This window comes from Pseudomonas syringae, from assembly GCF_023278085.1.
Lineage (GTDB): Bacteria > Pseudomonadota > Gammaproteobacteria > Pseudomonadales > Pseudomonadaceae > Aquipseudomonas > Aquipseudomonas syringae_Q.
In genome coordinates, this window is the sequence record NZ_CP066265.1 from 4,156,353 (window position 1) to 4,180,682 (window position 24,330).

The 24,330-nt window shown below is 58.2% G+C and carries 20 protein-coding genes and 1 pseudogene; 9 read left to right on the plus strand and 12 right to left on the minus strand.

The window, feature by feature from the left end:
- Nucleotides 1-70: 70 nt before the first annotated feature.
- The 4 genes from I9H07_RS18545 to I9H07_RS18560 all read right to left on the minus strand — a co-directional run bounded on the left by I9H07_RS18545 (nucleotide 71) and on the right by I9H07_RS18560 (nucleotide 4,234).
- Nucleotides 71-835, minus strand: coding sequence for an amino acid ABC transporter ATP-binding protein (locus I9H07_RS18545; RefSeq protein WP_024645634.1), 765 nt, complete (start codon nucleotides 833-835; stop codon nucleotides 71-73).
- 10 nt (nucleotides 836-845) lie between these two features.
- Entirely contained in the window at nucleotides 846-1,943 is a 1,098-nt protein-coding gene (locus I9H07_RS18550; protein WP_058824930.1) for an amino acid ABC transporter permease, read from the minus strand.
- Nucleotides 1,944-1,953: 10 nt separating this feature from the next.
- Complete coding sequence (locus I9H07_RS18555) at nucleotides 1,954-3,135, minus strand: amino acid ABC transporter permease (RefSeq protein ID WP_024673722.1); 1,182 nt, start codon at nucleotides 3,133-3,135, stop codon at nucleotides 1,954-1,956.
- 70 nt (nucleotides 3,136-3,205) lie between these two features.
- Nucleotides 3,206-4,234, minus strand: coding sequence for an amino acid ABC transporter substrate-binding protein (locus tag I9H07_RS18560; RefSeq protein ID WP_024673723.1), 1,029 nt, complete (start codon nucleotides 4,232-4,234; stop codon nucleotides 3,206-3,208).
- 483 nt (nucleotides 4,235-4,717) lie between these two features.
- Between I9H07_RS18560 and I9H07_RS18565 the strand changes: the two genes are divergently transcribed.
- Complete coding sequence (locus I9H07_RS18565; RefSeq protein WP_236424075.1) at nucleotides 4,718-5,377, plus strand: alpha/beta hydrolase; 660 nt, start codon at nucleotides 4,718-4,720, stop codon at nucleotides 5,375-5,377.
- 115 nt (nucleotides 5,378-5,492) lie between these two features.
- A pseudogene (gene rhlB / locus I9H07_RS18570) lies at nucleotides 5,493-6,952 on the plus strand (ATP-dependent RNA helicase RhlB).
- Nucleotides 6,953-7,031: 79 nt separating this feature from the next.
- Here rhlB and I9H07_RS18575 read toward each other — a convergent pair.
- The 8 genes from I9H07_RS18575 to I9H07_RS18610 all read right to left on the minus strand — a co-directional run bounded on the left by I9H07_RS18575 (nucleotide 7,032) and on the right by I9H07_RS18610 (nucleotide 13,882).
- Complete coding sequence (locus I9H07_RS18575) at nucleotides 7,032-7,691, minus strand: DUF799 domain-containing protein (protein WP_236424073.1); 660 nt, start codon at nucleotides 7,689-7,691, stop codon at nucleotides 7,032-7,034.
- Nucleotides 7,688-8,065 carry a DUF4810 domain-containing protein gene (locus I9H07_RS18580; RefSeq protein WP_058824933.1) on the minus strand — a complete coding sequence of 126 codons (378 nt, stop codon included), beginning with the start codon at nucleotides 8,063-8,065 and terminating at the stop codon, nucleotides 7,688-7,690. Before I9H07_RS18580 ends, I9H07_RS18575 begins: the two co-directional genes overlap by 4 nt.
- Before the next feature lie 27 nt (nucleotides 8,066-8,092).
- Nucleotides 8,093-8,743, minus strand: coding sequence for a CsgG/HfaB family protein (locus I9H07_RS18585; RefSeq protein WP_161632869.1), 651 nt, complete (start codon nucleotides 8,741-8,743; stop codon nucleotides 8,093-8,095).
- 259 nt (nucleotides 8,744-9,002) lie between these two features.
- On the minus strand, nucleotides 9,003-9,449 hold the full coding sequence (gene moaE, locus I9H07_RS18590; RefSeq protein WP_024673729.1) for a molybdopterin synthase catalytic subunit MoaE: 447 nt from the start codon (nucleotides 9,447-9,449) through the stop codon (nucleotides 9,003-9,005).
- Nucleotides 9,450-9,451: 2 nt separating this feature from the next.
- The gene (moaD, locus tag I9H07_RS18595; protein ID WP_236424071.1) at nucleotides 9,452-9,697 is read right to left on the minus strand and encodes a molybdopterin converting factor subunit 1; all 246 of its coding nucleotides are present in this window, start codon (nucleotides 9,695-9,697) and stop codon (nucleotides 9,452-9,454) included.
- Nucleotides 9,694-10,176, minus strand: coding sequence for a cyclic pyranopterin monophosphate synthase MoaC (gene moaC, locus I9H07_RS18600; protein ID WP_024645645.1), 483 nt, complete (start codon nucleotides 10,174-10,176; stop codon nucleotides 9,694-9,696). The genes moaD and moaC overlap by 4 nt, the downstream gene beginning before the upstream one ends.
- 838 nt (nucleotides 10,177-11,014) lie before the next feature.
- Complete coding sequence (locus I9H07_RS18605) at nucleotides 11,015-12,409, minus strand: PhoH family protein (RefSeq protein WP_024673731.1); 1,395 nt, start codon at nucleotides 12,407-12,409, stop codon at nucleotides 11,015-11,017.
- Between the two features lie 294 nt (nucleotides 12,410-12,703).
- Nucleotides 12,704-13,882 (minus strand): polysaccharide deacetylase family protein, encoded by a 1,179-nt coding sequence (locus I9H07_RS18610; RefSeq protein ID WP_236424069.1) that lies wholly within the window; start codon nucleotides 13,880-13,882, stop codon nucleotides 12,704-12,706.
- 202 nt (nucleotides 13,883-14,084) lie between these two features.
- Here I9H07_RS18610 and yaaA point away from each other — a divergent pair, with 202 nt between their 5' ends.
- From yaaA to algG, 7 genes are all read left to right on the plus strand, one after another.
- Nucleotides 14,085-14,864 (plus strand): peroxide stress protein YaaA, encoded by a 780-nt coding sequence (yaaA, locus tag I9H07_RS18615; RefSeq protein WP_024673733.1) that lies wholly within the window; start codon nucleotides 14,085-14,087, stop codon nucleotides 14,862-14,864.
- Between the two features lie 813 nt (nucleotides 14,865-15,677).
- Nucleotides 15,678-16,994, plus strand: coding sequence for a nucleotide sugar dehydrogenase (locus tag I9H07_RS18620; RefSeq protein WP_024673734.1), 1,317 nt, complete (start codon nucleotides 15,678-15,680; stop codon nucleotides 16,992-16,994).
- Nucleotides 16,995-17,094: 100 nt separating this feature from the next.
- On the plus strand, nucleotides 17,095-18,576 hold the full coding sequence (gene alg8, locus I9H07_RS18625) for a mannuronan synthase (protein WP_002552255.1): 1,482 nt from the start codon (nucleotides 17,095-17,097) through the stop codon (nucleotides 18,574-18,576).
- Between the two features lie 40 nt (nucleotides 18,577-18,616).
- Nucleotides 18,617-19,789, plus strand: coding sequence for an alginate biosynthesis protein Alg44 (locus I9H07_RS18630; protein ID WP_058823851.1), 1,173 nt, complete (start codon nucleotides 18,617-18,619; stop codon nucleotides 19,787-19,789).
- Between the two features lie 2 nt (nucleotides 19,790-19,791).
- Nucleotides 19,792-21,204 (plus strand): alginate biosynthesis TPR repeat lipoprotein AlgK, encoded by a 1,413-nt coding sequence (algK, locus tag I9H07_RS18635; protein WP_024673736.1) that lies wholly within the window; start codon nucleotides 19,792-19,794, stop codon nucleotides 21,202-21,204.
- Entirely contained in the window at nucleotides 21,201-22,682 is a 1,482-nt protein-coding gene (locus tag I9H07_RS18640) for an alginate export family protein (RefSeq protein WP_058823852.1), read from the plus strand. The genes algK and I9H07_RS18640 overlap by 4 nt, the downstream gene beginning before the upstream one ends.
- Nucleotides 22,683-22,708: 26 nt before the next feature.
- Entirely contained in the window at nucleotides 22,709-24,316 is a 1,608-nt protein-coding gene (gene algG, locus I9H07_RS18645; protein WP_236424067.1) for a mannuronan 5-epimerase AlgG, read from the plus strand.
- Nucleotides 24,317-24,330: the final 14 nt, after the last annotated feature.

Genomic DNA, 24,330 nt, shown 5'->3' on the forward strand with positions numbered 1-24,330 from the left:
GAAGAACGGCAAGACAAGGCCGTAAAAAAACCGGGCGCCTGGCCCGGTTTCTTGTGCAGCAGCTACTGACTCAGTGAATGATCTGGCTGAGGAACAGCTTGGTACGGTCACTCTGCGGATTGTCGAAGAAGTCGTTCGGCGCAGCCTGTTCGACGATTTCGCCTTTGTCCATGAAGATCACGCGGTTAGCCACGGTGCGGGCAAAACCCATTTCGTGGGTTACGCAGAGCATGGTCATGCCCTCTTCTGCCAGACCGACCATGGTGTCCAGTACCTCTTTCACCATTTCCGGGTCGAGTGCCGAGGTCGGCTCGTCGAACAGCATGATTTTCGGCTTCATGCACAAGGCACGGGCAATCGCTACACGCTGCTGCTGACCGCCGGAAAGCTGGCCCGGAAACTTGTGGGCCTGCTCCGGAATACGCACACGCTCCAGATAGTGCATGGCGATTTCTTCAGCCTTCTTCTTCGGCATCTTGCGCACCCACATCGGTGCCAGCGTGCAGTTCTGCAGGATGGTCAGGTGCGGGAACAGATTGAAGTGCTGAAACACCATGCCGACTTCACGGCGGATGGTTTCGATCTGCTTCAGGTCGGAAGTCAGCTCGGTGCCATCGACAACGATACGGCCTTGCTGATGCTCTTCCAGACGGTTGAGGCAGCGAATGGTGGTGGACTTGCCCGAGCCCGACGGGCCGCACAGCACGATACGCTCGCCCTGACGCACGTTCAGGTTGATGTCCTTGAGCACATGGAACTGGCCGTACCACTTATGGACGCCCTCCATGCGGATCATGCCTTCAGCGCCCAGGGGCTTATTGATAACTTCACTCATCACAAAACTCCTAACGCTTGTGGCCTGTGTCCAGCTTATGTTCCAAATGCATGGAATAGCGGGACATACCGAAACAGAAGATCCAGAACACCAGGGCCGCGAAGACGTAGCCTTCGGTGGCCATACCCAGCCAGGCTGGGTCGGCGGTGGCTTGTTTGACGCTGTTGAGCAGGTCGAACAGGCCGATAATGATCACCAGGCTGGTGTCTTTGAACAAGGCAATGAAGGTGTTGACGATGCCGGGAATGACCATCTTCAACGCCTGCGGCAGAATCACCAGACCCATGCTGCGCCAGTAGCCGAGGCCCATCGCCGAGGCCGCTTCGTACTGGCCTTTAGGGATGGCCTGCATGCCACCACGCACCACTTCGGCAATGTACGCCGACTGGAACAGGATGACGCCGATCAGTGCCCGCAGCAGTTTGTCGAAGTTCATGCCTTCAGGCATGAACAGCGGCAGCATCACCGAAGACATGAACAGCACCGTGATCAAGGGCACGCCGCGCCAGAACTCGATGAACGTCACACACACCACCCGCACAGCGGGCATGTTGGAACGACGGCCGAGCGCCAGCAGGATACCCAACGGCAAGGCACCGACGATACCCACGGTGGCAATCACCAGGGTCAGCATCAGACCGCCCCACTGGCTGGTCGGTACGTTGGTCAGACCGAACGCGCCGCCGTGCAGCAGATAGAACGCGACAACCGGGTAGATGACCAGGAAGCAGATGCCGTAGACAGCCTTGCGCGGAAACTTCGAGATGAACAGCGGCGCAGCACCGACAATCGCCAGGATTGCGGTCAGATCGACCCTCCAGCGCAGCTCATTGGGAAAGTAGCCGTACATGAACTGACCGAAACGCTGCTCGATGAACACCCAGCAGGCGCCCGCCTTGGTGCAGTCTTCCTTGGTCGTGCCGATCCAGTTGGCGTCCAGCAAGGCCCAACTGAGAATCGGCGGCACGATCAGGTAGATCAGATACAGCGAGAACAGGGTCAGCAGGGTGTTGATCCAGCTGGAGAACAGGTTCTGCCGCATCCACGCGACCGGGCCGAACACTTTGCCCGGTGGTGGCATATCAGGTTTGAAAGTATGAGTTGTCATGCGCGTTTCCTCACCGCTCGATCAGCGCAATGCGCTTGTTGTACCAGTTCATCAGCATGGAGATGCTGATACTGATCGCCAGGTACACACTCATGGTGATGGCAATGACTTCAATCGCCTGCCCGGTCTGGTTGAGTACCGTACCGGCAAACAGGGAAACCATTTCCGGATAACCGATGGCCGCTGCCAGCGACGAGTTCTTCGCCAGGTTCAGGAACTGACTGGTCAACGGCGGGATGATCACTCGCAGAGCCTGCGGAATGATGACCTTGCGCAGCGTCGGCCCAGGACGAAGACCCAGAGAGCGGGCGGCTTCGGTCTGACCGTGACTGACGGACTTGATGCCCGAACGCACGATTTCAGCAATGAATGCTGCGGTGTAGATGGTCAGTGCCAGGGTCAGGGAAATCAGCTCGGGAATCAGTACCCAGCCACCTGAAAAGTTGAAGCCTTTGAGCTGCGGCAGCTCCCAATGCACCGGGCTGCCGAAGATCAGCACGCTCAGGCCCGGAATCACCAGCAACAACGCCAGGCCGACCCAGAACTTGTGGAACGGCTGGCCGGTGGCCTCGAAACGCTTGTTGGCCCAGCGCACCATCATCACGATCGCGATCACCGCGACAACGATGCTGATAAGGAACGCCCAGGCACCTTCGGCAGGCAAGGCTCTGGGCATATTGAGCCCACGGCTGCTGACGAAGAACATGTCCAGATAGCCATGCGCCTGACGCGGACCTGGCAGCGTGAGGAATACGGCGGTGTACCAGAACAGGATTTGCAGCAGTGGCGGAATGTTGCGGAAGACTTCGACATAAACGGTGGCCAGCTTGCTGATCATCCAGTTCGGAGACAGGCGAGCGACACCAATGACAAAGCCCAGCAAAGTGGCCAGAACAATACCGATCACCGACACCAGCAAGGTGTTCAGCAAGCCGATGACGAACACACGGGCATAAGTGTCCGATTCGGTGTAGTCGATCAGGTGCTGGGCAATACCGAAACCGGCACTGTTCTCAAGAAAACCGAAACCCGAGGTAATACCACGGTGTTGCAGGTTGGTCTGGGTGTTATCAAAGATGAACCAGCCCAACGAGATCACCGCCACAACGGTGATGATCTGAAATAACCACGCGCGCACTTTCGGATCGCTCAGCGTGAGCTTTTGCTTGGGTGCGACGATTTGCTTTTCCATGAAAGGCCCCAGGAAAAATCCAACAGAACAACGCCCGACAGGCTGAGAAGCCTGTCGGGCGCCGGGTCAATCAACGAATAGGTGGAGCGTACTGGATGCCACCGGCATTCCACAGGGCGTTCTGGCCACGCTTGATTTTCAGCGGGGTGTTTTCGCCCAGGTTGCGTTCGAACACTTCGCCGTAGTTACCGACTTGCTTGACGATCTGCACGACCCAGTCTTTCGGCAGTTTCAGGTCCTTGCCGTAAGTACCGTCGGCACCCAGCATACGGGCGACGTCAGGGTTCTTGGTCGACTTGGCTTCAGCTTCAACGTTCTTGGAAGTGATCTTGGCTTCCTCAGCGTTGAGCATGGCGAACAGGGTCCAGCGAACAATCGAGAACCACTCTTCGTCGCCTTTACGCACGACAGGGCCCAGCGGTTCCTTGGAAATCACTTCCGGCAGAACGACGTAATCGTCTGGCTTGGCCAGCTTGCTGCGCTGTGCGTAGAGCTGCGACTGGTCGGACGTCAGTACGTCGCAACGGCCGCCTTCCAGCGACTTGGCGCTTTCGTCGGAGGTGTCGAAGGTGATCGGCGTGTATTTCAGGTTGTTCGAGCGGAAGTAGTCGGAGACGTTCAGCTCGGTGGTGGTACCGGCCTGGATGCAGATGGTCGCACCGTCCAGTTCCTTGGCGCTCTTGACGCCCAGCTTGTTGTTCACCAGGAAGCCGATACCGTCGTAGTAGGTCACGCCGGTGAACACCAGACCCATGCCCGCATCACGGGAGCTGGTCCAGGTGGTGTTACGCGAAAGGATGTCGATTTCGCCGGATTGCAGCGCCGTGAAACGCTCCTTGGCGTTCAACTGGCTGAACTTGACCTTGGTGGCGTCGCCGAATACAGCGGCCGCTACGGCACGGCAGACATCAGCATCGATACCAGTGATCTTGCCGGTAGAGTCCGGAACCGAAAAACCTGGCAGGCCGTCGCTGACGCCGCACTGTACAAAGCCTTTCTTCTGGATTGCGTCAAGGGTAGCGCCTGCGTTGGCAGCCCCGGTCACACCGAAGGCGGCGAGCGCAGTGACAACAGCAAGGGTGGATTTCAACATCTTCATTCAAAAACTCCAGTTTGCTCTTTGTTGTGTGGAAGCCTCAGTCGCATCGCACCTTTGTGAGGCGCTTGTGACCCGTGCTGGCTTATTTTTGGGTCATGCGGTACCGAACATGAATATCGAGTCACCGACAGGATCGCCCTGCCATTGCTTTTCGTCGTTCAGAATCGGTCCCGTGGACTGAAACCTCATGATTTCCCGAACCAGAGAGGGACGGGTCGAACCGTGCCGCGAATCCTGACGCAGGAACTCCCGGGCTGCTTTTCGATCGCTACAAGTAATAGCCTTATAGTGTTACCGAACGATGAGAGCGCCTGGACTCCAGTGCTGCTGTAGCAAAGCCCGTACCAGCATGCTGGCTATGTCGAATTAGCGACAGGTCAAGTCAAAAACTTGTAATCTTGCGACATCTTCGTTCACTTTTAATCTAATCGCGCACCTTAATAATGCGCTCAAAAAGTGCCAGCGCACACAAATGGAGCAGTCATGAGCGAACCTTTGATCATCGAACCTTCCGCCACCGTCGACGCGTGCGTTATCTGGCTGCACGGGCTAGGTGCCGATCGTTATGATTTCCTGCCGGTTGCCGAAGCGCTGCAAGCGTCGTTGCGCAGCACCCGCTTCGTCCTGCCCCAGGCGCCAATGCGCGCGGTAACCGTCAACGGCGGCTATGAAATGCCAAGCTGGTATGACATCAAATCAATGAGCAGCGAAGCCCGCGCAATCGATCACGATGAGATGGAAGCCTCGGCGCAGCAGGTACTGGACCTGATCGAGCAGCAGCGCGACAGCGGTATCGATCCGGCGCGAATATTTCTGGCGGGGTTTTCCCAGGGTGGCGCGGTAGTCCTGCACACCGGCTACAAGCGCTGGCAAGGTCCGTTGGGAGGGGTGCTGGCGCTCTCGACTTATGCCCCCACATTCAGCAATCAGATGACACTGTCGGCGAGCCAGCAACGCACCCCGGCACTCTGCCTGCACGGGCAACACGACGAAGTGGTGCACAACGCGATGGGACGCGCTGCCTACGAGCATCTCATGGCCCAGGGTGTAACCGCACAATGGCAGGAATACCCAATGGGGCATCAAGTGTTACCGCAGGAAATCCATGACATCGGTGTCTGGCTGGCTGAAAAGCTTCGTTGACATTGCCGTACACCCCTGAAACACACCTCATCTGTAGCTCGCCATGGATGGCACTACGCCGAGCACGGTTCTTGCTTTACACTGCCCGGCGTACATTCCTTAACCAATCGACGAGATGACCGTGCTCAAAGCACTTAAAAAGATGTTCGGTAAGAGCGAAGCTGAGCAACGCGCGCCTATACCGACAGCCTCCATCCCCGCTTCCCCCCGCCCGTCACAGGCGACCAACCGGATCATGCTGTCCAGACTCAGGCTCTGGACACCGTCAGCGAGCCCTCCAAAGCCAGAGCGCCGCGTACTGACAAGCCAAGGGCCGAACGCCCGCGCCGTGAACGTGTGGCCAAACCGCCCGCGCCGCAATGGAAACTCGAGGATTTTGTGGTCGAGCCGCAGGAAGGCAAGACCCGCTTCCACGACTTCAACCTTGCACCCGAACTGATGCACGCGATTCAGGACCTGGGGTTCCCGTACTGCACGCCTATCCAGGCGGGTGTGCTGGGTTTCACCCTCAAGGGCAAAGATGCAATCGGCCGCGCTCAGACGGGCACCGGCAAGACCGCTGCCTTTCTGATCTCGATCATCGAGCAGTTGACCCAGACGCCACCACCGGCCGAGCGCTACATGGGTGAGCCGCGCGCACTGATCATCGCGCCAACCCGTGAGCTGGTGGTGCAGATCGCCAAGGACGCCGCAGACCTGACCAAGTACACCGACCTGAACGTCATGACGTTCGTCGGCGGCATGGACTTCGACAAGCAGCTCAAGCAGCTTGAAGCGCGCCACTGCGACATTCTGGTCGCCACGCCAGGCCGCTTGCTGGACTTCAACCAGCGCGGCGAAGTGCACCTGGACATGGTCGAAGTGATGGTACTCGACGAAGCCGACCGCATGCTGGACATGGGTTTCATCCCGCAGGTACGGCAGATCATTCGCCAGACCCCGCACAAGGGCGAACGCCAGACCCTGCTGTTCTCCGCGACCTTCACCGAAGACGTGATGAACCTCGCCAAACAGTGGACTACCGAGCCTTCCATCGTCGAGATCGAGTCGCTGAACGTGGCCAGCGATAATGTCGAACAGCATATCTACGCGGTAGCCGGTGCCGACAAATACAAGCTGCTGTACAACCTGGTGACCGACAACGGCTGGGAACGGGTCATGGTCTTTGCCAACCGCAAGGACGAAGTCCGTCGTATCGAAGAGCGTCTGGTACGCGACGGCGTCAACGCTGCGCAGTTGTCGGGCGATGTGCCTCAGCACAAGCGCATCAAAACCCTCGAAGGCTTCCGCGAAGGCAAGATTCGTGTACTGGTCGCCACCGATGTGGCGGGTCGCGGGATTCACATTGACGGCATCAGTCACGTGATCAACTTCACCCTGCCGGAAGTACCGGACGATTACGTGCACCGCATCGGGCGCACCGGTCGTGCAGGGGCCGACGGCGTGTCCATCAGCTTTGCCGGTGAAGACGACTCGTACCAGTTGCCCGCCATCGAAGAGAAGCTGGGCCGCAAGATCAGTTGCGAGACACCGCCGACTCATTTGCTGAGACCCGTGGTGCGGCACACAACCTGACAGGTTCAGCCCGATAAAAAAGCGCAGCCTTTGCGGGCTGCGCTTTTTTTGTGCCTGTCAGACATCAACAGCGTGAACGTCAGTCAGTGCCGTACTTCGGCGAACGCGGACCATACAGCATGCCCGCAGGCCGGCCCGCAGAGAGCAGACGGTTGCTGGCAATCCCGGCAATGGGATGACCGGCATCGGTCGAGCTGTTGATGATCTGCTTGACCGCCGCAGTAATCAGCATGCCTACCAGACCGCCACCGCTGTTATTGCCGCCCTCTTCACTGGACGCCGACGCTGTACCGGTCCACAACGCGGTGCCGGTACGCAGATCAACCAGTTTTGCCGTGACCGTCACGACGGTCTGGCTGCTGATGACCACGTAACTGGTGCCGTATTGCTTGACCGTGATGTACATCGCGGCATCGGCACCGAAGATCTCGCGCAGCTTGGCGGGCGATGTCGCCTGAATATCATCGGCGTTGGTCAGGCCGTTGTTGCGAAAGGTCTCGTCAACCAGCGCGACCGGCAACACGTAGTAGCCAGACTCGGCCAATGGATAGGTGACCTGCGAGAAAGTGCTGTACGTCGCCTTGACGTCAGGTGACTCGTTGACTGGCGGCAGCACCAGAATCGAACGCGGTTTGCTTTCCTTGAAGGCCGAGTAGTCCACTGTCGGCGGTGTGACGCAACCCGACAGCAGGGCAACGGCGAACAGGCTGAGCGCTATTTTCAGCTGACCGAGGTTCATTTGGCGACTCCTGCGTGAGCGTTCTTGAGCAGGAAGTCCATGTACGTGGCCGACTCGGGAAACAGCGTCTTTTCCGTGCGCAACTCCTGAACCATCTGGTCATCCTTGCCAAGGCTGCCGTACAACATGCCCAACTGAGCGTGATAACCCGGCGGCGGCGTTGCGTTGGCAGCGCGAATTTTCTGCAGGTCTTCTTCGAGTTTGGCGACCTGAGCTTCCTTGGGCTCGCCCTCGTTTTTGAAATACTCGTACACCTCAGGCTGGTAACTGCCCCACTGGTACAAGGTTTTCGGCTGCTGGGCACAGCCAGTGACACAGGCGCCGGCCACGAGAAACATTGCGACACTGCGCAACGAAACACTACTACTGTTCATGATCACCACAAATTCCCTTTTGAACTATCAGTTGGCAGTCGGTTTCCAGACACCGCTGTCGAGCGCACGTACCATGTTGTTGACGGCTTCGCGCATGGCCAGGTCCAGAACCTTGCCGTTGAGTGTCGAGTCATAGCTGGCGGTGCCGCCAAAGCCGATGACTTCACGGTTGGAAAGCTCGTACTCGCCCGCGCCTTGAGTCGAATACACCACTTCCGAAGTGCTGATATTGACGATATTCAGCGCGACCTTGGCGTAGGCAATCTGGGATTTTCCGCGGCCCAGCAGACCGAACAACTGCTGATCACCGACTTCCTTGCGACCAAACTCGGTCACGTCGCCCGTCACCACGTAGTCAGCACCTTTCAGGCGCTGGGCGGTGGACTTGATAGTGGCTTCCTGCTTGATCTCTTCCATGTTGTCGCGATCCAGCACACTGAACCGGTTGGTCTGCTGCATGTGGGTAATCAGGATGGTCTTGGCCTGACCGCCAAGCCGATCGACACCGTCGGAAAAGATCCCGCGCATGTAGCTGGAACGGTTATCGAACTTGCCGACCGCAACCGGATAACGCGCACCGGCATAAGCAACACCGGCACTTTCAACCTTTGCCACAGGCAGAGCCCGCGAACTTTCCGTGGCACAACCAGCAACCAGCACTAACGCCGCTGTCGTCATCCCTGAAACCAAAACCTGCTGAAGTTTTTTCACATTCTGCTCCGAGCGTTTAAGAAAACCTGTCCGCAACGTAACGCTCGCAAGAGCGATCACGTTCGGACAGTTATTGAATAGGGGTTGGCCAACGCCACAGGACGCCTTTCCACGGCCGGCATCATAGCCGGAAGCCATTCGCGCCTGTACCAGGAAGATACAATTAGAGGGTATGACGAGCGGCAGGTCACACTTTCCGGCAAAAAAGTACGTGATCGACTGCCAGCTACCAGCGCTGCGCAGCCGTTTGATCACTCGCGCGACCTTCAACCCACTGCGGTCCCTGAGCCGTATTTTCCTTCTTCCAGAACGGCGCACGGGTCTTGAGGTAGTCCATGACGAAATCACAGGCTTCGAATGCCGCCTGCCTGTGCGCGCTGGCAACGCCAACGAAGACGATAGGCTCACCAGGTTCCAGCGCGCCCACTCGATGGATCACGTCGACATTCAGCAATGGCCAGCGCTGCCCTGCCTCTTCGACGATCTTCGCCAGTGCCTTCTCGGTCATCCCCGGGTAGTGCTCCAGGAACATGCCGGACACCTCGCGCCCCTCGTTGAAGTCACGCACGTAACCGACAAAACTGACCACTGCGCCGATGCCCAGGTTGGCAGCGTGCAGTGCGTTGACTTCAGTGCCGGGATCGAAGGCTGCCGCCTGCACGCGAATCGTCATGATCAGCCCCCTGTCACAGGTGGAAAGAACGCAACTTCATCGCCATCAGACAGTGGCTCGGTTGGCTTGCACAGCTCCTGATTGCGAGCGCACATCAGGTTTTGCTCGGCCAGGACCTGCCAGGCCTCGCCGCGCTGCACCAGCGTCTGGCGCAGTGCATCGAGCGTGGCGAACTCGCCTTCGACAGACTCGCTGTCCAGACCCAGTGTTTCGCGATAGCGGGCAAAGTACTGAACCTGAATCTTCATGGCGTCTGCACCGGGTCTGCAATGAAGTGGCCGCTTTTGCCGCCGAGCTTTTCCAGCAGCCGCACCGACTCGATGACCATGCCGCGATCCACCGCCTTGCACATGTCATAAATAGTCAACGCCGCAATACTGGCGGCCGTCAGCGCTTCCATCTCCACACCGGTCTGCCCGGCCAGCTTGCAGCTTGCGCTGATCCGTACCGCATCATCGCCTTCGGCAGCGAGGTGGACTTTGATGCTGGTCAGCATCAGCGGATGGCACAGCGGGATCAGATCGCTGGTTTTCTTGGCAGCCTGAATACCGGCAATACGCGCCACCGCAAATACATCGCCCTTGGGATGACCACCGCTGACGATCATTTGCAGCGTGGCGGGCAACATCCGCACCAATGCTTCAGCCACAGCCTCACGGGACGTCACGGCTTTATCAGTGACGTCGACCATATTGGCGCGACCCTGGGAATCGAGATGAGTGAGCACAACGTTACTCCTTGGCAGAAGCAAGAAGTGTAGAGGGTGTGGCAGTTACAAGCTACAAGCTGCAAGCTGCAAGCTGCAAGCTCCCGGCGTTATCCATAGGGTTGTAAAGCGTACGAAAATCCTGGCTTCTGCCCGGAGGGCGTAGGAGCGAACTTGTTCGCGAAGAGGGCTGTACATTCACAACTGATTTATCACCCACCACATAGCCTTCGCGAACAAATTCGCTCCTACGCCCTTAGGCCAGAAGCGGACTCGTGCATGGCGATAAGCTTGGCGCGCGAGCGCAACAATCAAAGCTGCAAGCTGCAAGCTCCCGGCGTTATCCATAGGGTTTTAAAGCGTACGAAAATCCTGGCTTCTGCCCGGAGGGCGTAGGAGCGAACTTGTTCGCGAAGAGGGCTGTACATTCACAACTGATTTATCGCCCACCACATAGCCTTCGCGAACAAGTTCGCTCCTACGCCCTACGCCCTTCGGCCAGAAGCGGACTCGTGCATGGCGATAAGCCTGGCGCATGAGCGCAACGATCAAAGCTGCAAGCTGCAAGTGCCCGGCGTTATCCATAGGGTTGTAAAGCGTACGAAAATCCTGGCTTCTGCCCGGAGGGCGTAGGAGCGAACTTGTTCGCGAAGAGGGCTGTACATTCACAACTGATTTATCACCCACCACATAGCCTTCGCGAACAGGTTCGCTCCTACGCCCTTAGGCCAGAAGCGGACTCGTGCATGGCGATAAGCTTGGCGCGCGAGCGCAACAATCAAAGCTGCAAGCGGGCGCTCTCGCACACCGAGGTTCCCCGCTTGCAGCTAATAGCTTGAAGCTTGCAGCTGCTTTTCAGCTAAAGATGACTCTCCGCATACTCGGCCAGTATCGAGCGTGGCACGCCTTGCAGGGTGATGTGCACGCCGTTCGGGAAGTCTTTGAAGCGCTCCGTCAGGTAGGTCAGGCCGGAACTGGTGGCTGACAGGTAAGGGGTGTCGATCTGCGCCAGGTTGCCCAGGCAGACCACTTTTGAACCGGCACCGGCTCGGGTGATGATGGTTTTCATCTGGTGCGGGGTCAGGTTCTGGCATTCATCGATCAGGATCAGACTTTGCTGGAAGCTGCGACCTCGAATGTAGTTAAGGGATTTGAACTGCAACGGCACTTTGCTGAGGATGTAATCGACGCTGCCATGGGTGTTTTCGTCATCCATGTGCAAGGCTTCGAGGTTATCGGTGATAGCGCCAAGCCAGGGCTCCATCTTTTCCGCCTCGGTGCCGGGCAGAAAGCCGATTTCCTGATCCAGACCCTGAACGCTACGGGTGGCGATAATACGGCGATAGCGCTTGGTGACCATGGTCTGCTCAATGGCCGCCGCCAGCGCCAGGATGGTTTTACCCGAGCCCGCAGCACCCGACAGGTTGACCAGATGAATATCCGGGTCGAGCAAGGCGAACAGCGCCAGCCCCTGATAGATGTCTCGTGGCTTCAGGCCCCAGGCTTCCTGATGCAGCAAGGGCTCCTGATGCATGTCGAGAATCAGTAACTCATCGTTCTTGACGCCCTTTATCCAGCCGACGAAACCCTGTTCGTCGATGATGAACTCGTTGATGTGAACGGCCGGCAGCATTTCGTTGAGCTGCACGCGATGCCAGGTGCGGCCCCGTTCCTGGCGGGTATCGACCTTGTTGACGCGGTCCCAGAACGAGCCGGTCATTTCGTGGTAGCCACGGGACAGCAGTGAAACGTCGTCCACCAGCTGGTCGGTGCTGTAATCCTCGGCAGCAATGCCGCAGGCTCGCGCCTTGAGGCGCATGTTGATGTCTTTGGTCACCAGTACGACGCTCAAGTCCTTGTTGCGCGCGTGCAGGTCAATCAATTGGTTGATGATGATGTTGTCGTTGAGGTGCTCGGGTAAAAGACTGTTGGGCTCCTCACGCTTGCTCATCAGGATGGACAGAAAGCCCTTAAAGACACCGGTGCCGCGATCAATGGGCACGCCCTTTTCAACTTCTTCAGGGTTGGCTTCTCCGAGGGTCTTGTCGATCAGGCGGATGGCCTGACGGCACTCGGCGGCCACCGAATGTTTACCGGCCTTGAGCTTGTCCAGTTCCTCCAGAACTGTCATGGGAATGGCGACGTGGTGTTCTTCGAAATTCAACAATGCGTTTGGATCATGAATCAGTACATTGGTATCGAGCACGTAAAGGATTGGCTGGTTGGTGGAAGGGGTGCGTCCGTGATCATCCATACTCGCTCACCTTTGTAGAAGCCAGGCGACGCAGAACCACGACAGTGCTGCGCCACGAAAAGGCCGCCGGATTCTTCCCTTCAGGCAGGGGAGAAATGTCGCTCAAGGTGGGTCTTGGAAGACGCCACCTGTGTTGCAGGTTTCGGCGGTCTGTATTCGTAATACAGCAAAAGGGATGACAGAAAAAAGCTCTTTGATGGTTTTTTGAGGTTTATTTCACAGGCTGACGAATAGGACTTGGCGGACGTACGCGTCGCGTTTAAAGTCGGAAGTCCGCCCACGCTGAATTTGCCCTCATTCCGCGTCCGGCGCAGCCTCTTCGCTGCCCTCCGGCCCTTGTTCCACGGGCGCTTCAGAGATATTTCGGCAGTCATCCCAGATCAACTCGCTTTGCGCGGTGTTGGCCAGCAGCAGCGGCAGTGCAGACTGGGCCTTGTTGGCCACGTCATGGAACACGACCGTTCCCTTGCGCCAGAGCAGCATCAGCGTCAGCACCCGGTCACCGACCTGCTCTGCCGTGAGCCGCCCGCTGTCGTCCTGTGCATCGATATTCCACAACGACACCCGCAGATGCTGGGCGCGGAAGAAATCGCCGCTGTCGGCCCGCCGATGACCATAGGGCGGGCGAAACAGCGGCACGAAGTTATCCGGCAAAACGTGCTGCACGAGGGTGGCGCTGCGTTGCACCGAATCCTGCCAATCCAGCCACTGGCTGTGCGAACGGTACTCCCAGCCCTGAATACCGACACACTGCTGGCGATAGAGTGATTGCAGACTGACCGCCGACGTCGTGTCCAGACGCTCCTGCAGGCTCTTGCCCAACACAAAAAAGGTGGCGTTCATTTTTTGCTGGCGCATGAAGTCGGCCAGCCAGTCGGTCCCGCCGTCCGCTGGACTCGGGCCGCTCTCAAAATTGAGCATGAACGTGCGATCGGGCATTTCATCGCCGCTCATCTCGTCAGAGTTGTAACGCTCGATCTCGCTACTGGTTTGCGGGAACAACGCCGCCATGAACAGCAATTCGTCCAGGTAGCGCTGATGAAAAATGGCCCCGGGCCTGGCCCAGGAGGCGTAGAACGAGTCGTTCGCCACCTGGTATTCCTCGGCACGCTGGCGCAACTGATCCATGTCTTCGACCAGTACACAGAAGTTGGCATCCTCCTCACAGCTCTTCTGCGCAGCCTGATAGTTCTCCAGCAAGCGCAGCCACAGACGATGGCGGACCACATTCAGCGAGGGCACGTTAACGAAGCGCAGGCCGAGACGCTGCTTCAGTCCGTCCTCATTCAGTTTCTCGCTGAGGTACAGCTCATGGGCAAAAGAGAGAATTTCGGCGCGTGAAGCAACGTCGAACAACGCAGGCGTCTCCAGACGCTCGGGCCACACGCTGCGGTCGATGGTGGCAACCAACGGCGCTGCCGCCTGAGCCTGAAACCAGAACAGACTCGCACACACTGCTAAAACAATACGCAAACCCGACGCCCTCTTGATCAGCCTTCAACGCGATGACCGGCGCGCCACTATAGCTGAAATTGCCATGGCTTCTTATGTCGGCACGCATACAAAGGCCGGTTTCAGTGCGCAGCTTTATATAACGCAGCCTCTATTGCCACCATCGCTGGAGTCGAGCGCCCTCACCCCCTAGAATCCTCCGACGATCAAAGGAGACGACTTCATGCTGATGGTGATTTCCCCCGCGAAAACCCTCGATTTCGAGACACCGCCCACGACCGGCCGCTTCACGCAGCCACAGTATCTGGAGCACTCGCAGGAACTGATCAGTCAGTTGCGAGAGCTGACCCCGGCACAGATCGGCGAACTGATGCACCTCTCCGACAAACTCTCCGGGCTCAACGCGGCACGCTTCGGCAGCTGGGACCCGGCCTTCACGCTCGACAATGCCAAACAGGCACTGCTGGCCTTCAAGGGCGACGTGTACACCGGCCTGCAGGCCGAAACGCTGAGTGACGCACAGCTCGACTATGCGCAGGGCCACTTGCGGATGCTTTCCGGCCTGTATGGCCTGTTGCGTCCGCTGGACCTGATGCAGCCTTATCGCCTGGAGATGGGCACTCGACTGGCCAATGCCCGTGGCAAGGACCTTTATGCATTCTGGGGTACGCGGATCAGTGAATGGCTGAATGAGGCGCTGGCCGATCAGGGCGACGACCTGCTGCTGAACCTGGCGTCCACCGAGTATTTCTCGGCAGTCAAGCGCTCGGCGCTCAAGGCGCGGATCATCGACACCGAGTTCAAAGACCTGAAGAACGGTCAGTACAAGATCATCAGCTTCTACGCCAAGAAGGCACGCGGCATGATGAGTCGCTTCATTATAGAAGAGCGCATCAATACGCCGGAAGCGCTAACAGCGTTCGATGTGCAGGGCTATCGTTATAACCGCGAACAGTCAACACCTGACAAGTTAGTGTTTCTGCGCGATCCCACCGACCACTAACAGCGTCAAAATTGTGTAACAGCCTGCTGTTACACATCCAAACGACTGGTTTCAAAGCCACTAATGACAACATAGTGACGCCAGAGAAACGTCAAAATAAAACCGTCATGTTCTCCGCGCCTTTCCTCTCAAAAAATATTCAATTTTTTTAAGTAGTGGCCTTTTGGTTACTGGATACAGTAGCACTTTCATATTAATCTGTACGTAAGCCCCGTACTATAAGGCTTTCATGAAAACCCCCCTGATTAGGCGCTGCCCTTTGTCACAGCCTTGACACATCAAAAACGGTAAATCAGGACGAGCGGCCCGGAACTAAATACGATTTCAGGCGCTCCTACATCCCGTAACAATTCAGGCTCAACGTGTAAGAGATCACTTACAGGTTGCCTGGACGCACGGGAAGTACCGACACGGAAGCTTGATCAATATGACCAGGTGTCAGGTATCAGAACTAAGATCACATCACTAGTTGATGTTGGTAGACGGACGAAGCGCCGACAGGTGCGATGCGCAGGATTCGACAAGGACAGCCACCGCTCTACGCTGAGGCTTTCCGACCGAGGTCCGCCATCGATCGTCAGACAAGGAGTGGTTTACTACATCCAAGGAGAGCAGGGCCCTGCCCGCCGGACAGGTCACTTGCCGCTTGCACTTAGTGTCATTTGAGTTCGCCTCGTTTATTTAGGCACTCACTCATTAAATATGCCTGTGTTAGTTAGACGGCTTTGTTAGCCGCCTGTACTGACGCGTGACATCTGCTGGCCAAAATTAATATCCAGCCAATTTATGGCGTGAAAAATCGAGGAGAATACGATGCGTATCAGCATATTTGGTTTGGGTTATGTCGGTGCCGTCTGTGCCGGTTGCCTTTCTGCACGTGGTCACGACGTAGTGGGTGTGGATATCTCCAGCACCAAGATCGACCTGATCAATAACGGCAAGTCGCCTATCGTTGAACCAGGCCTGGAAGAACTGCTGCAAAAAGGTCTTGCCACCGGCAAACTGCGCGGCACTACTGACTTCGCTGAAGCCATTCGCGCCACTGACCTGTCGATGATCTGCGTCGGCACGCCGAGCAAGAAAAACGGCGATCTGGAACTCGATTACATCGAATCCGTGTGCCGTGAAATCGGTTATGTCCTGCGCGACAAAGCCACCCGCCACACGATCGTTGTTCGCAGTACTGTTCTGCCGGGCACTGTCGCCAACGTGGTGATCCCGATCCTGGAAGACTGCTCTGGCAAGAAAGCCGGTGTTGATTTCGGCGTTGCGGTAAACCCTGAGTTCCTGCGTGAAAGCACCGCGATCAAAGACTACGACCTGCCACCGATGACGGTGATCGGCGAGTTCGACAAAGCATCGGGTGACGTTCTGCAATCGCTGTACGAAGAACTCGACGCACCGATCATCCGCAAGGACATCGCTGTTGCCGAAATGATCAAGTACACCTGCAACGTATGGCACGCCACCAAAGTGACCTTCGCCAACGAAATCGGCAACATCGCCAAAGCAGTCGGCGTCGATGGTCGTGAAGTGATGGACGTTGTCTGCCAGGACAAGGCACTGAACCTGTCCCAGTACTACATGCGCCCTGGCTTCGCCTTCGGTGGCTCCTGCCTGCCGAAAGATGTCCGCGCCCTGACCTACCGCGCCGGCAGCCTGGACGTTGAAGCTCCCCTGCTCAACTCCCTGATGCGCAGTAACACGTCGCAGGTACAGAACGCGTTCGACATGGTTGCCAGCTACGACACCCGCAAGGTTGCACTGCTGGGCCTGAGCTTCAAGGCCGGCACTGACGATTTGCGCGAAAGCCCGCTGGTAGAGCTGGCCGAAATGCTGATCGGTAAAGGCTTCGAACTGAGCATCTTCGACAGCAACGTTGAATATGCCCGCGTTCACGGTGCCAACAAGGAATACATCGAATCGAAGATTCCGCACGTTTCGTCGCTGCTGAACTCCGACTTCGACCAAGTCATCGACAACTCCGACGTGATCATTCTGGGTAACCGCGACGAGCGTTTCCGCGCCCTCGCCAACAAGACCCCGGAAGGCAAGCGCGTCATCGACCTGGTGGGCTTCATGACCAATGCCACCACCGAAGACGGTCGTGCCGAAGGTATCTGCTGGTAAATCAGCCGCAAGCCACAAGCGCCAAGCTCCAGGCCACAAGCTCAAGCCAACTGCTTGCAGCCTGGGGCTTGAGGCTTGCAACTGACTTAGGGATACGATTATGCAGAGGCTCAAGCACGGCCTGCTTCAGGCCGCCGGTTGGCTGTTCTATCTGAGTTTATTGATGGGCCTTGCTGCCGCATTGCCCACGAGTATCTTCGACTCGCAGTCGAAGAACTTTATTTTCCTGATTGGTGCCGTCGGTATCTGGCGCTACTCGATGGGAATCACGCACTTCGTGCGCGGGATGATTTTCCTGTACATCGTTTACCCGCACTTGCGCCGCAAGGTTCGCAAGCTGGGCAGCGCTGCAGATCCGTCCCATGTGTTTCTGATGGTCACCAGCTTTCGTATCGATGCGTTGACCACTGCACAGGTCTACAACTCGGTCATCCGCGAAGCGATCGACTGCGGTCTGCCGACCACCATCGTCTGCTCGCTGGTAGAAATGTCCGATGAGCTGCTGGTCAAGAGCATGTGGGCGAAGTTCAACCCGCCAGAACGCGTCAAGCTCGACTTCGTGCGTATTCCGGGCACCGGCAAGCGCGATGGCCTGGCCTACGGCTTCCGCGCCATTTCGCGTCACTTGCCCGACAGCCGCGCAGTGGTTGCGGTGATCGACGGTGACACGGTGCTCAACGAAGGTGTGGTCGCCAAGACCGTGCCGTGGTTCCAGCTGTTCGATAACGTTGGCGGTCTGACCACCAACGAGTTTTGCGAAGTGCGTGGCGGCTACATCATGAGCGAGTGGCACAAGCTGCGTTTCGCCCAGCGTCACATCAACATGTGCTCCATGGCGCTGTCCAAGCGCGTGTTGACCATGACCGGTCGAATGTCAGTGTTCCGCGCCACCGTGGTCACCGACCCCGAGTTCATCGCCGACGTGGAAAGCGATTCGCTCAACCACTGGCGCCTGGGCACCTTCAGGTTTCTGACCGGCGACGACAAGTCCAGCTGGTTCAGCCTGATGCGCCTGGGTTACGACACGTTCTACGTGCCGGATGCGGCGATCAACACCGTGGAGCATCCGCCCGAGAAGAGCTTCCTGAAAGCCAGCCGCAAACTGATGTACCGCTGGTACGGCAACAACCTGCGTCAGAACTCGCGCGCACTGGGCCTGGGCGTTCGTCGTCTGGGGATTTTCACCAGCATCGTGCTGTTCGACCAGCGAGTGTCGATGTGGACCTCGATTCTCGGCCTGACCGTCGCCCTCATCGCCAGCTTCAAGTATGGCGGCGCGTTCCTGCTGATGTACTTGCTGTGGATCGGCATGACCCGTCTGATCCTCACCCTGCTGCTGTCCCTCTCGGGACACAGGATCGGGCCTGCCTACCCGATCATTCTCTATTACAACCAGATCGTCGGCGCCCTGATGAAGATTTACGTCTTCTTCCGCCTGGACCGCCAGTCCTGGACACGCCAGGACACAAAACTCAGCCGCGACATGGCCAGCTTTCAAGGCTGGTTCAACACGTGGTCGTCCCGAACCATGACTTTCTCGGCTGGCACCATCTTCGTCGCCGTGCTGTTGACGATGGTTTGACCGGACCAACGGATTAATTGCTTAAGTAGGAAAAATAGCCATGAATACAGCCGTGAATGCGAACGTCGTACATGAATCCGAAGCCCAGCGCCAACACGCCCGGATCAAGATCCCTGCCAAGCTGCGCCTGCTGAATGATCAGCCAAATGCGCCACTGGTGCGTGTCGAAGACCTGTCGGCCGGCGGTCTGAGTTTCGTTGCTCCGTCGGGGCAGAAATTCAGCGAAGGTCAAATCGTCAAAGGACGCCTGCAGTTCATCATCGACAACCTCGGCCTGGCCATGGACGTCGATCTGCAGGTTCGTTCGATCGACAACGCCAGCAACCGTATCGGCTGCCAGTTCCAGAACCTGGAACCTCAGGACATTGCCACCCTGCGTCATTTGATCACCTCGCACCTGTCCGGCGAAGTTGTCACCCTGGGCGAAGTTCTGGCTACGCTGCAGCGCGACAACTTCACCAAAGCACGCAAGGTCAAAGGCAAGGACAGCGGCATGTCCGCCCTGGGCCGTCTGCGCGCAGTGACCTTCAGCCTCGGCATCTTCATTGTCGGCCTGGCAGCCTTCGGTTTCATCTTCAAGACCGTCTACGGCCTGTACTTCGTCAGCCACGCGTCGGCAGGTCTGGTGTCGATTCCGAGCATGGACGTCACCATGCCACGCGAAGGCACCGTGCAAAGCCTGGTCGGCCCGAACGGCGAAGCCACCAAAGGCGCGCCACTGGCAACCTTCAACACCAGCATGTTGGAAATGCTCAAAGGCAGCCTGACCGGTGAAGACCTGCAGCCTGCCAAGATCGAAGAACTGTATGGCAAGCAAATGAGCGGCACCCTCACCAGCCCGTGCGACTGCGTTGTCGGTCGTCAGTTGGTGGCTGACGGTCAGTTCGCGTCCAAGGGTCAGGTGATCTTCCAGCTGGTACCGCGCAATGCACCGGCTACCGTTGAAGCGCGCTTCACCTATCGCCAGTTCAACGACGTCAAGCCAGGCACGCGTGTCAGCTTCCAGATCGCAGGCGAAGACCAGTTGCGCACCGGCAAGATCATCAGCAGCACCAACCTGAGCAATACCGATCTGTCCACCGACATCCGCGTGCAGATCCAGCCTGACGAAACCCTGAGCAGCTCGCTGGCAGGTCGCCCTGTTGAAGTGGTCAGCGATCGCGGTCCGTCCGTGAACTGGTTGCTCGACAAAGCCATGGCTGCGGGTCTGTAACCATGAGCAGCCCACTACGACGCCTGTCGACCCCCACGCTATTGAGCCTCGCTGTCGCGCTCGGCCTGAGCGGCTGTGCCGGCCTGCCTGATCAACGCCTTGCCAATGAAGCCCTGAAAAACGGTGACACTGCACTGGCGGAGCAGAACTATCGGCAGCTGGCGGACCTGGGCTACAGCGATGCACAGGTCGGCCTGGCCGACATTCAGGTGAGCACCCGCGACCCGGCCCTGCTCAAGCAGGCCGAGGCCACTTATCGTGCCGCGGCAGAGACTTCGCCCCGTGCGCAGTCGCGCCTCGGTCGCCTGCTGGCGGCCAAGCCCGACGCCACCGAGGCCGAACACCGCGAAGCCGAAGGCCTGCTGAAAAAAGCATTCGCCAACGGTGAATCCGGCACGCTGATCCCGCTGGCCATGCTGTACCTGCAATACCCGCACACTTTCCCGGAAGTGAATGCGCAGCAGAAGATCAGCGAGTGGCGTGCAGCCGGTTATCCGGAGGCCGGTCTGGCTCAGGTGCTGCTGTACCGTACTCAAGGCACCTACGCACAGCATCTGGATGAAGTCGAAAGCATCTGCAAGCAGGCGCTGTCGGTGACTGACATTTGCTACGTCGAACTGGCCACGGTCTACCAGACGCGCGGCCAGGCCGAGCAACAGGCGGCACTGATCGAGAAGCTCAAGAGCGAACATGCTGCCGGTCGCGTCAATGCTCAGCGAGTCGACAGCGTAGCGCGCGTATTGGGCGACTCCACCATTGGTACGCCAGACGAAAAGACCGCTCAGCAATTGCTGGAAAGCGTTGCGCCGGGCTACCCGGTTTCCTGGGTCACGCTGGCCAAACTGCTTTACGACTTCCCCGAACTGGGCGACGTCAACAAGATGATGGAATACCTGAATAACGGCCGCGCAGCTGACCAGCCCCGCGCCGAACTGCTGCTGGGCCGTCTGTATTACGAAGGCAAATGGGTCACCCCTGACGCCTTCAAGGCCGAAGAACACCTGAAGAAAGCCACGGCAACGGAAATCTCTGCCCATTACTACCTGGGTCAGATCTACCGTCGTGGTTATCTGGGTCAGGTCTATCCACAGAAAGCCGTGGATGAACTGCTGACCGCCGCCCGTGGTGGCCAGAACAGCGCCGATTTCGCCCTCGCGCAGTTGTTCTCGCAGGGCAAGGGCACCAAGCCTGATCCGGTCAATGCCTGGGTATTCGCCCAATTGGCGCTGGCCAGTCAGACCCCGCAAGCCACCGAGCTTGCCGAGGCCCTCAACACCCAACTGCCGCCTGAAAAGCTTGCCACCGCCAAAGACCTGTTGGCACGCGAGCAAAAAGTCCGGGGCGCTACCGCCACTCAGAACGTGATGGCAATGCAGGCCCTGCAAGAAGAAAAAGACGGTGAGGAAGCACTATGAAGTTGAATCCCCTGATGGCCGCCGGCATGGGCCTTGGCTTCACCCTGTTGTGGGCCTGCCCGACGCTGGCAGCGCTGACCGAACAACAGAATTTCGGCATCGAAATCAAAGCCACGGCACAGGCCGAGGATGATCGCGATCTGGGCACCCGTTCGGGCGGCGACGTCAACGGTGTGGGCCTGGACCTGCGTCCCTGGGTTTACGGCGAGCGCGGCGACTGGAGCGGCTATGCCATGGGCCAGGTGGTCACCGCCACCGACATCATTCAGACCGACCCGCTGGAGCAGAGCAACGCCGACGGCAGCGGCACCCAGACCTCGCGTGGCACGGCCAGCGAGCGCGAAGCCGACAAAACCTACGCCGCCCTGCGTGAATTCTGGATCGGCTACAGCGGTTTCACGCCCTACCCCGGCGAGATCCTGAAAGTCGGCCGTCAGCGCCTGCGCAATGACGACGGCCAATGGCACGATACCAATATCGAAGCCATCAACTGGTCGTTCGACACCACCCTGTTGCGCGCTGAACTGGGTGCTGCCCAGCGTTTCAGCGAATACCGCACCGACCTGACCGAACTGGCGCCTGACGACGAAGACCGCAAGCATTTGTTCGGCTCGGTCAGCTATCAGTGGACACCGGGCCATTGGGCAGGCATCCGTGCGCATCACAGCGCTGACGATGGCAAACTCAAGTCGCAAGGCCAGGCGCTCGACGATCTGGACAAGACGTCCAACGGCGATCTGACTTGGGTGGGCTTGCAGGCCGACAGCGATGCTTACAACTATCGCAGCAACGCCAATCAGCTCAACTACTGGGGCAGCCTGACCTGGCTGGACGGCACGCGCGACGAAATCGGCGTGACTTCCGCGGCCAACGACCAGTTTATTGCCGGGCAAAAGAACAGCCGTGACATGAACGGCTGGGCCACCGACTTGGGCCTGCGCCTGCGTCTTGATCCGCAGTGGCAAGTCGGTGCGGCCTACTCGCGCGCCAGCAGGGATTACGTCCAGAACGGTCTGGAAAGTAACCGTTCCAACTGGACCGGCACGCGCTCGCGCATCCACCGTTTCGGCGAAGCCTTCCAGGGCGAAATGGCCAACGTGGAAACCGGCTCGCTGTTCGCCTCCTGGCAGATGAACGAGGAATACGACGCATCGCTGATCTACCACAAGTTTCGTCGTGTAGACGGCAACACCGGTATCGGCGGATCGGGCATCAACGCGGTCAACGATAACCGTGACGGTACGTTCAGCTCGCTGCCACTGGAAGACGGCAGCAAGGACCTGGGTCAGGAAATGGACCTGGTCGTGACCAAGTACTTCAAGCAAGGCTTGCTGCCCGCGTCGCTCAGCCAGTCGTTCGATGAACCGTCGGCACTGGTGCGCTTGCGCGCAGGCGTCTTCAAGCCCGGCGACGCTTACCAGAGCAACGTGGACAGCTACATGCACCGCGCTGTTGTCGACGTCATCTGGCGCTTCTGATGCAAAACGCCATAGGAGTGCGAGAGATGAACAGTCAAGCTAGCAACGGGCGCAGTCGCAACTGGTCACATGCCCTGCTCGAAAGCGCAGTGCTGACCGGCGCCCTGCTGATGGCCAGCAGCGTCGCGCTGGCCAACGCGCCTGTCGTCCCCGAGACCCCGAAGCTGGTCAAGGGCCTGCAGCAGGCCAAGACTTACACCATCACCAGCCCGCCCACCGCGCCGCTGGAAATGGCCAAGCCGGTACTGCCCGACCTCAAGGGCTATACCGCCGAGGCCGCGTTGAAAAAGATCGTGCGCACCAAGCCGGGCAAGGTCACCGTCTCGCGGATGATGGAAGAAACCGGCCTGAAGGAATTCATCGGCGGCGACAACAAGATGGCCGAGTGGGTCAACCGTCAGCGGGGCATCCCCCAGGCCATCATGATTTCCGACGGTTACGTGAGCCTGCAGGATCTGGCGAAAAAGGTTCCGAAGCAGTTTCTTGACGAAGTATCGCCGGGTGTCTACGTAGCGCGCCTGCCGATTCTGGTCAAAGAAACCGGGATCTTCGAGATTGACAGCAAGACCAAGGAATTGCGTCTGTCTCAGGAAAAGGGTTCGTTCATCGTCAGCGAAGGCAAGATGCTGATCACCCACACTCAGGTCAACGCCTGGAGTGAAGCCCGCAACGGCTTGGCGACTTATCGCAAGCCCGAAGAGTTTCGCCCGTTCCTGCTGACCTGGGGCGGCTCGGAAACCTGGATCGCCAACACCAAAATGGCGAGCATGGGCTACGACCAGAGCAAGTCGTACGGCATCAGTATTTCCCAGTACACGCCCAACACCGCGAAGGTTCTCAAGCGTCCCGAGCCCACCGGCTGGATCATCGATTCTGAATTCTCGGACATGTGGTACGGCTTCTACTGCTATGAAACCCGTGACTTCGTGGTCAAGGGCAACACCTACCGCGACAACATCGTTTACGGCATTGACCCGCACGACCGTTCACACGGTCTGATCATCGCCGAAAACGACGTGTACGGAACCAAGAAGAAGCACGGGATCATTATTTCCCGGGAAGTGGACAACAGCTTCATCTTCCGCAACAAGAGCCACAACAACAAATTGTCCGGCGTGGTTCTGGACCGTAACAGTGTCGGCAACATCGTCGCTTACAACGAGATTTATCAGAACCACACCGACGGCATCACCCTGTACGAAAGCGGCAACAACCTGCTGTGGGGCAATCGCGTCATTGCCAATCGCCGCCACGGTATCCGCGTGCGCAACAGCGTGAACATCAAGCTGTACGAAAACGTCGCCACAGCCAACGGTCTGATGGGCGTCTACGGCCACATCAAGGACCTGAGCGACACCGACCGCGACATCGAGCTCGACCCGTTCGACGCTCAGGTGTCGCTGATCCTGGTCGGTGGCGAGCTGGCCGGCAACGGCTCTGGTCCGCTGTCCATTGATTCGCCATTGAGCGTCGAGCTGTATCGCGTCTCGATGCTGATGCCGACCAAAGAAGTGGGCATAAGCCTCAACGGCATCCTCGGTGATCGCCAGGACGAAATCCTCGACCTGCTGGTACGCCAGAAGAAAGCCGTATTGATCGACCCGGTCGAAAGCCAGACCGAGCTGCAGGAATGAGGAAGGGTATTGCT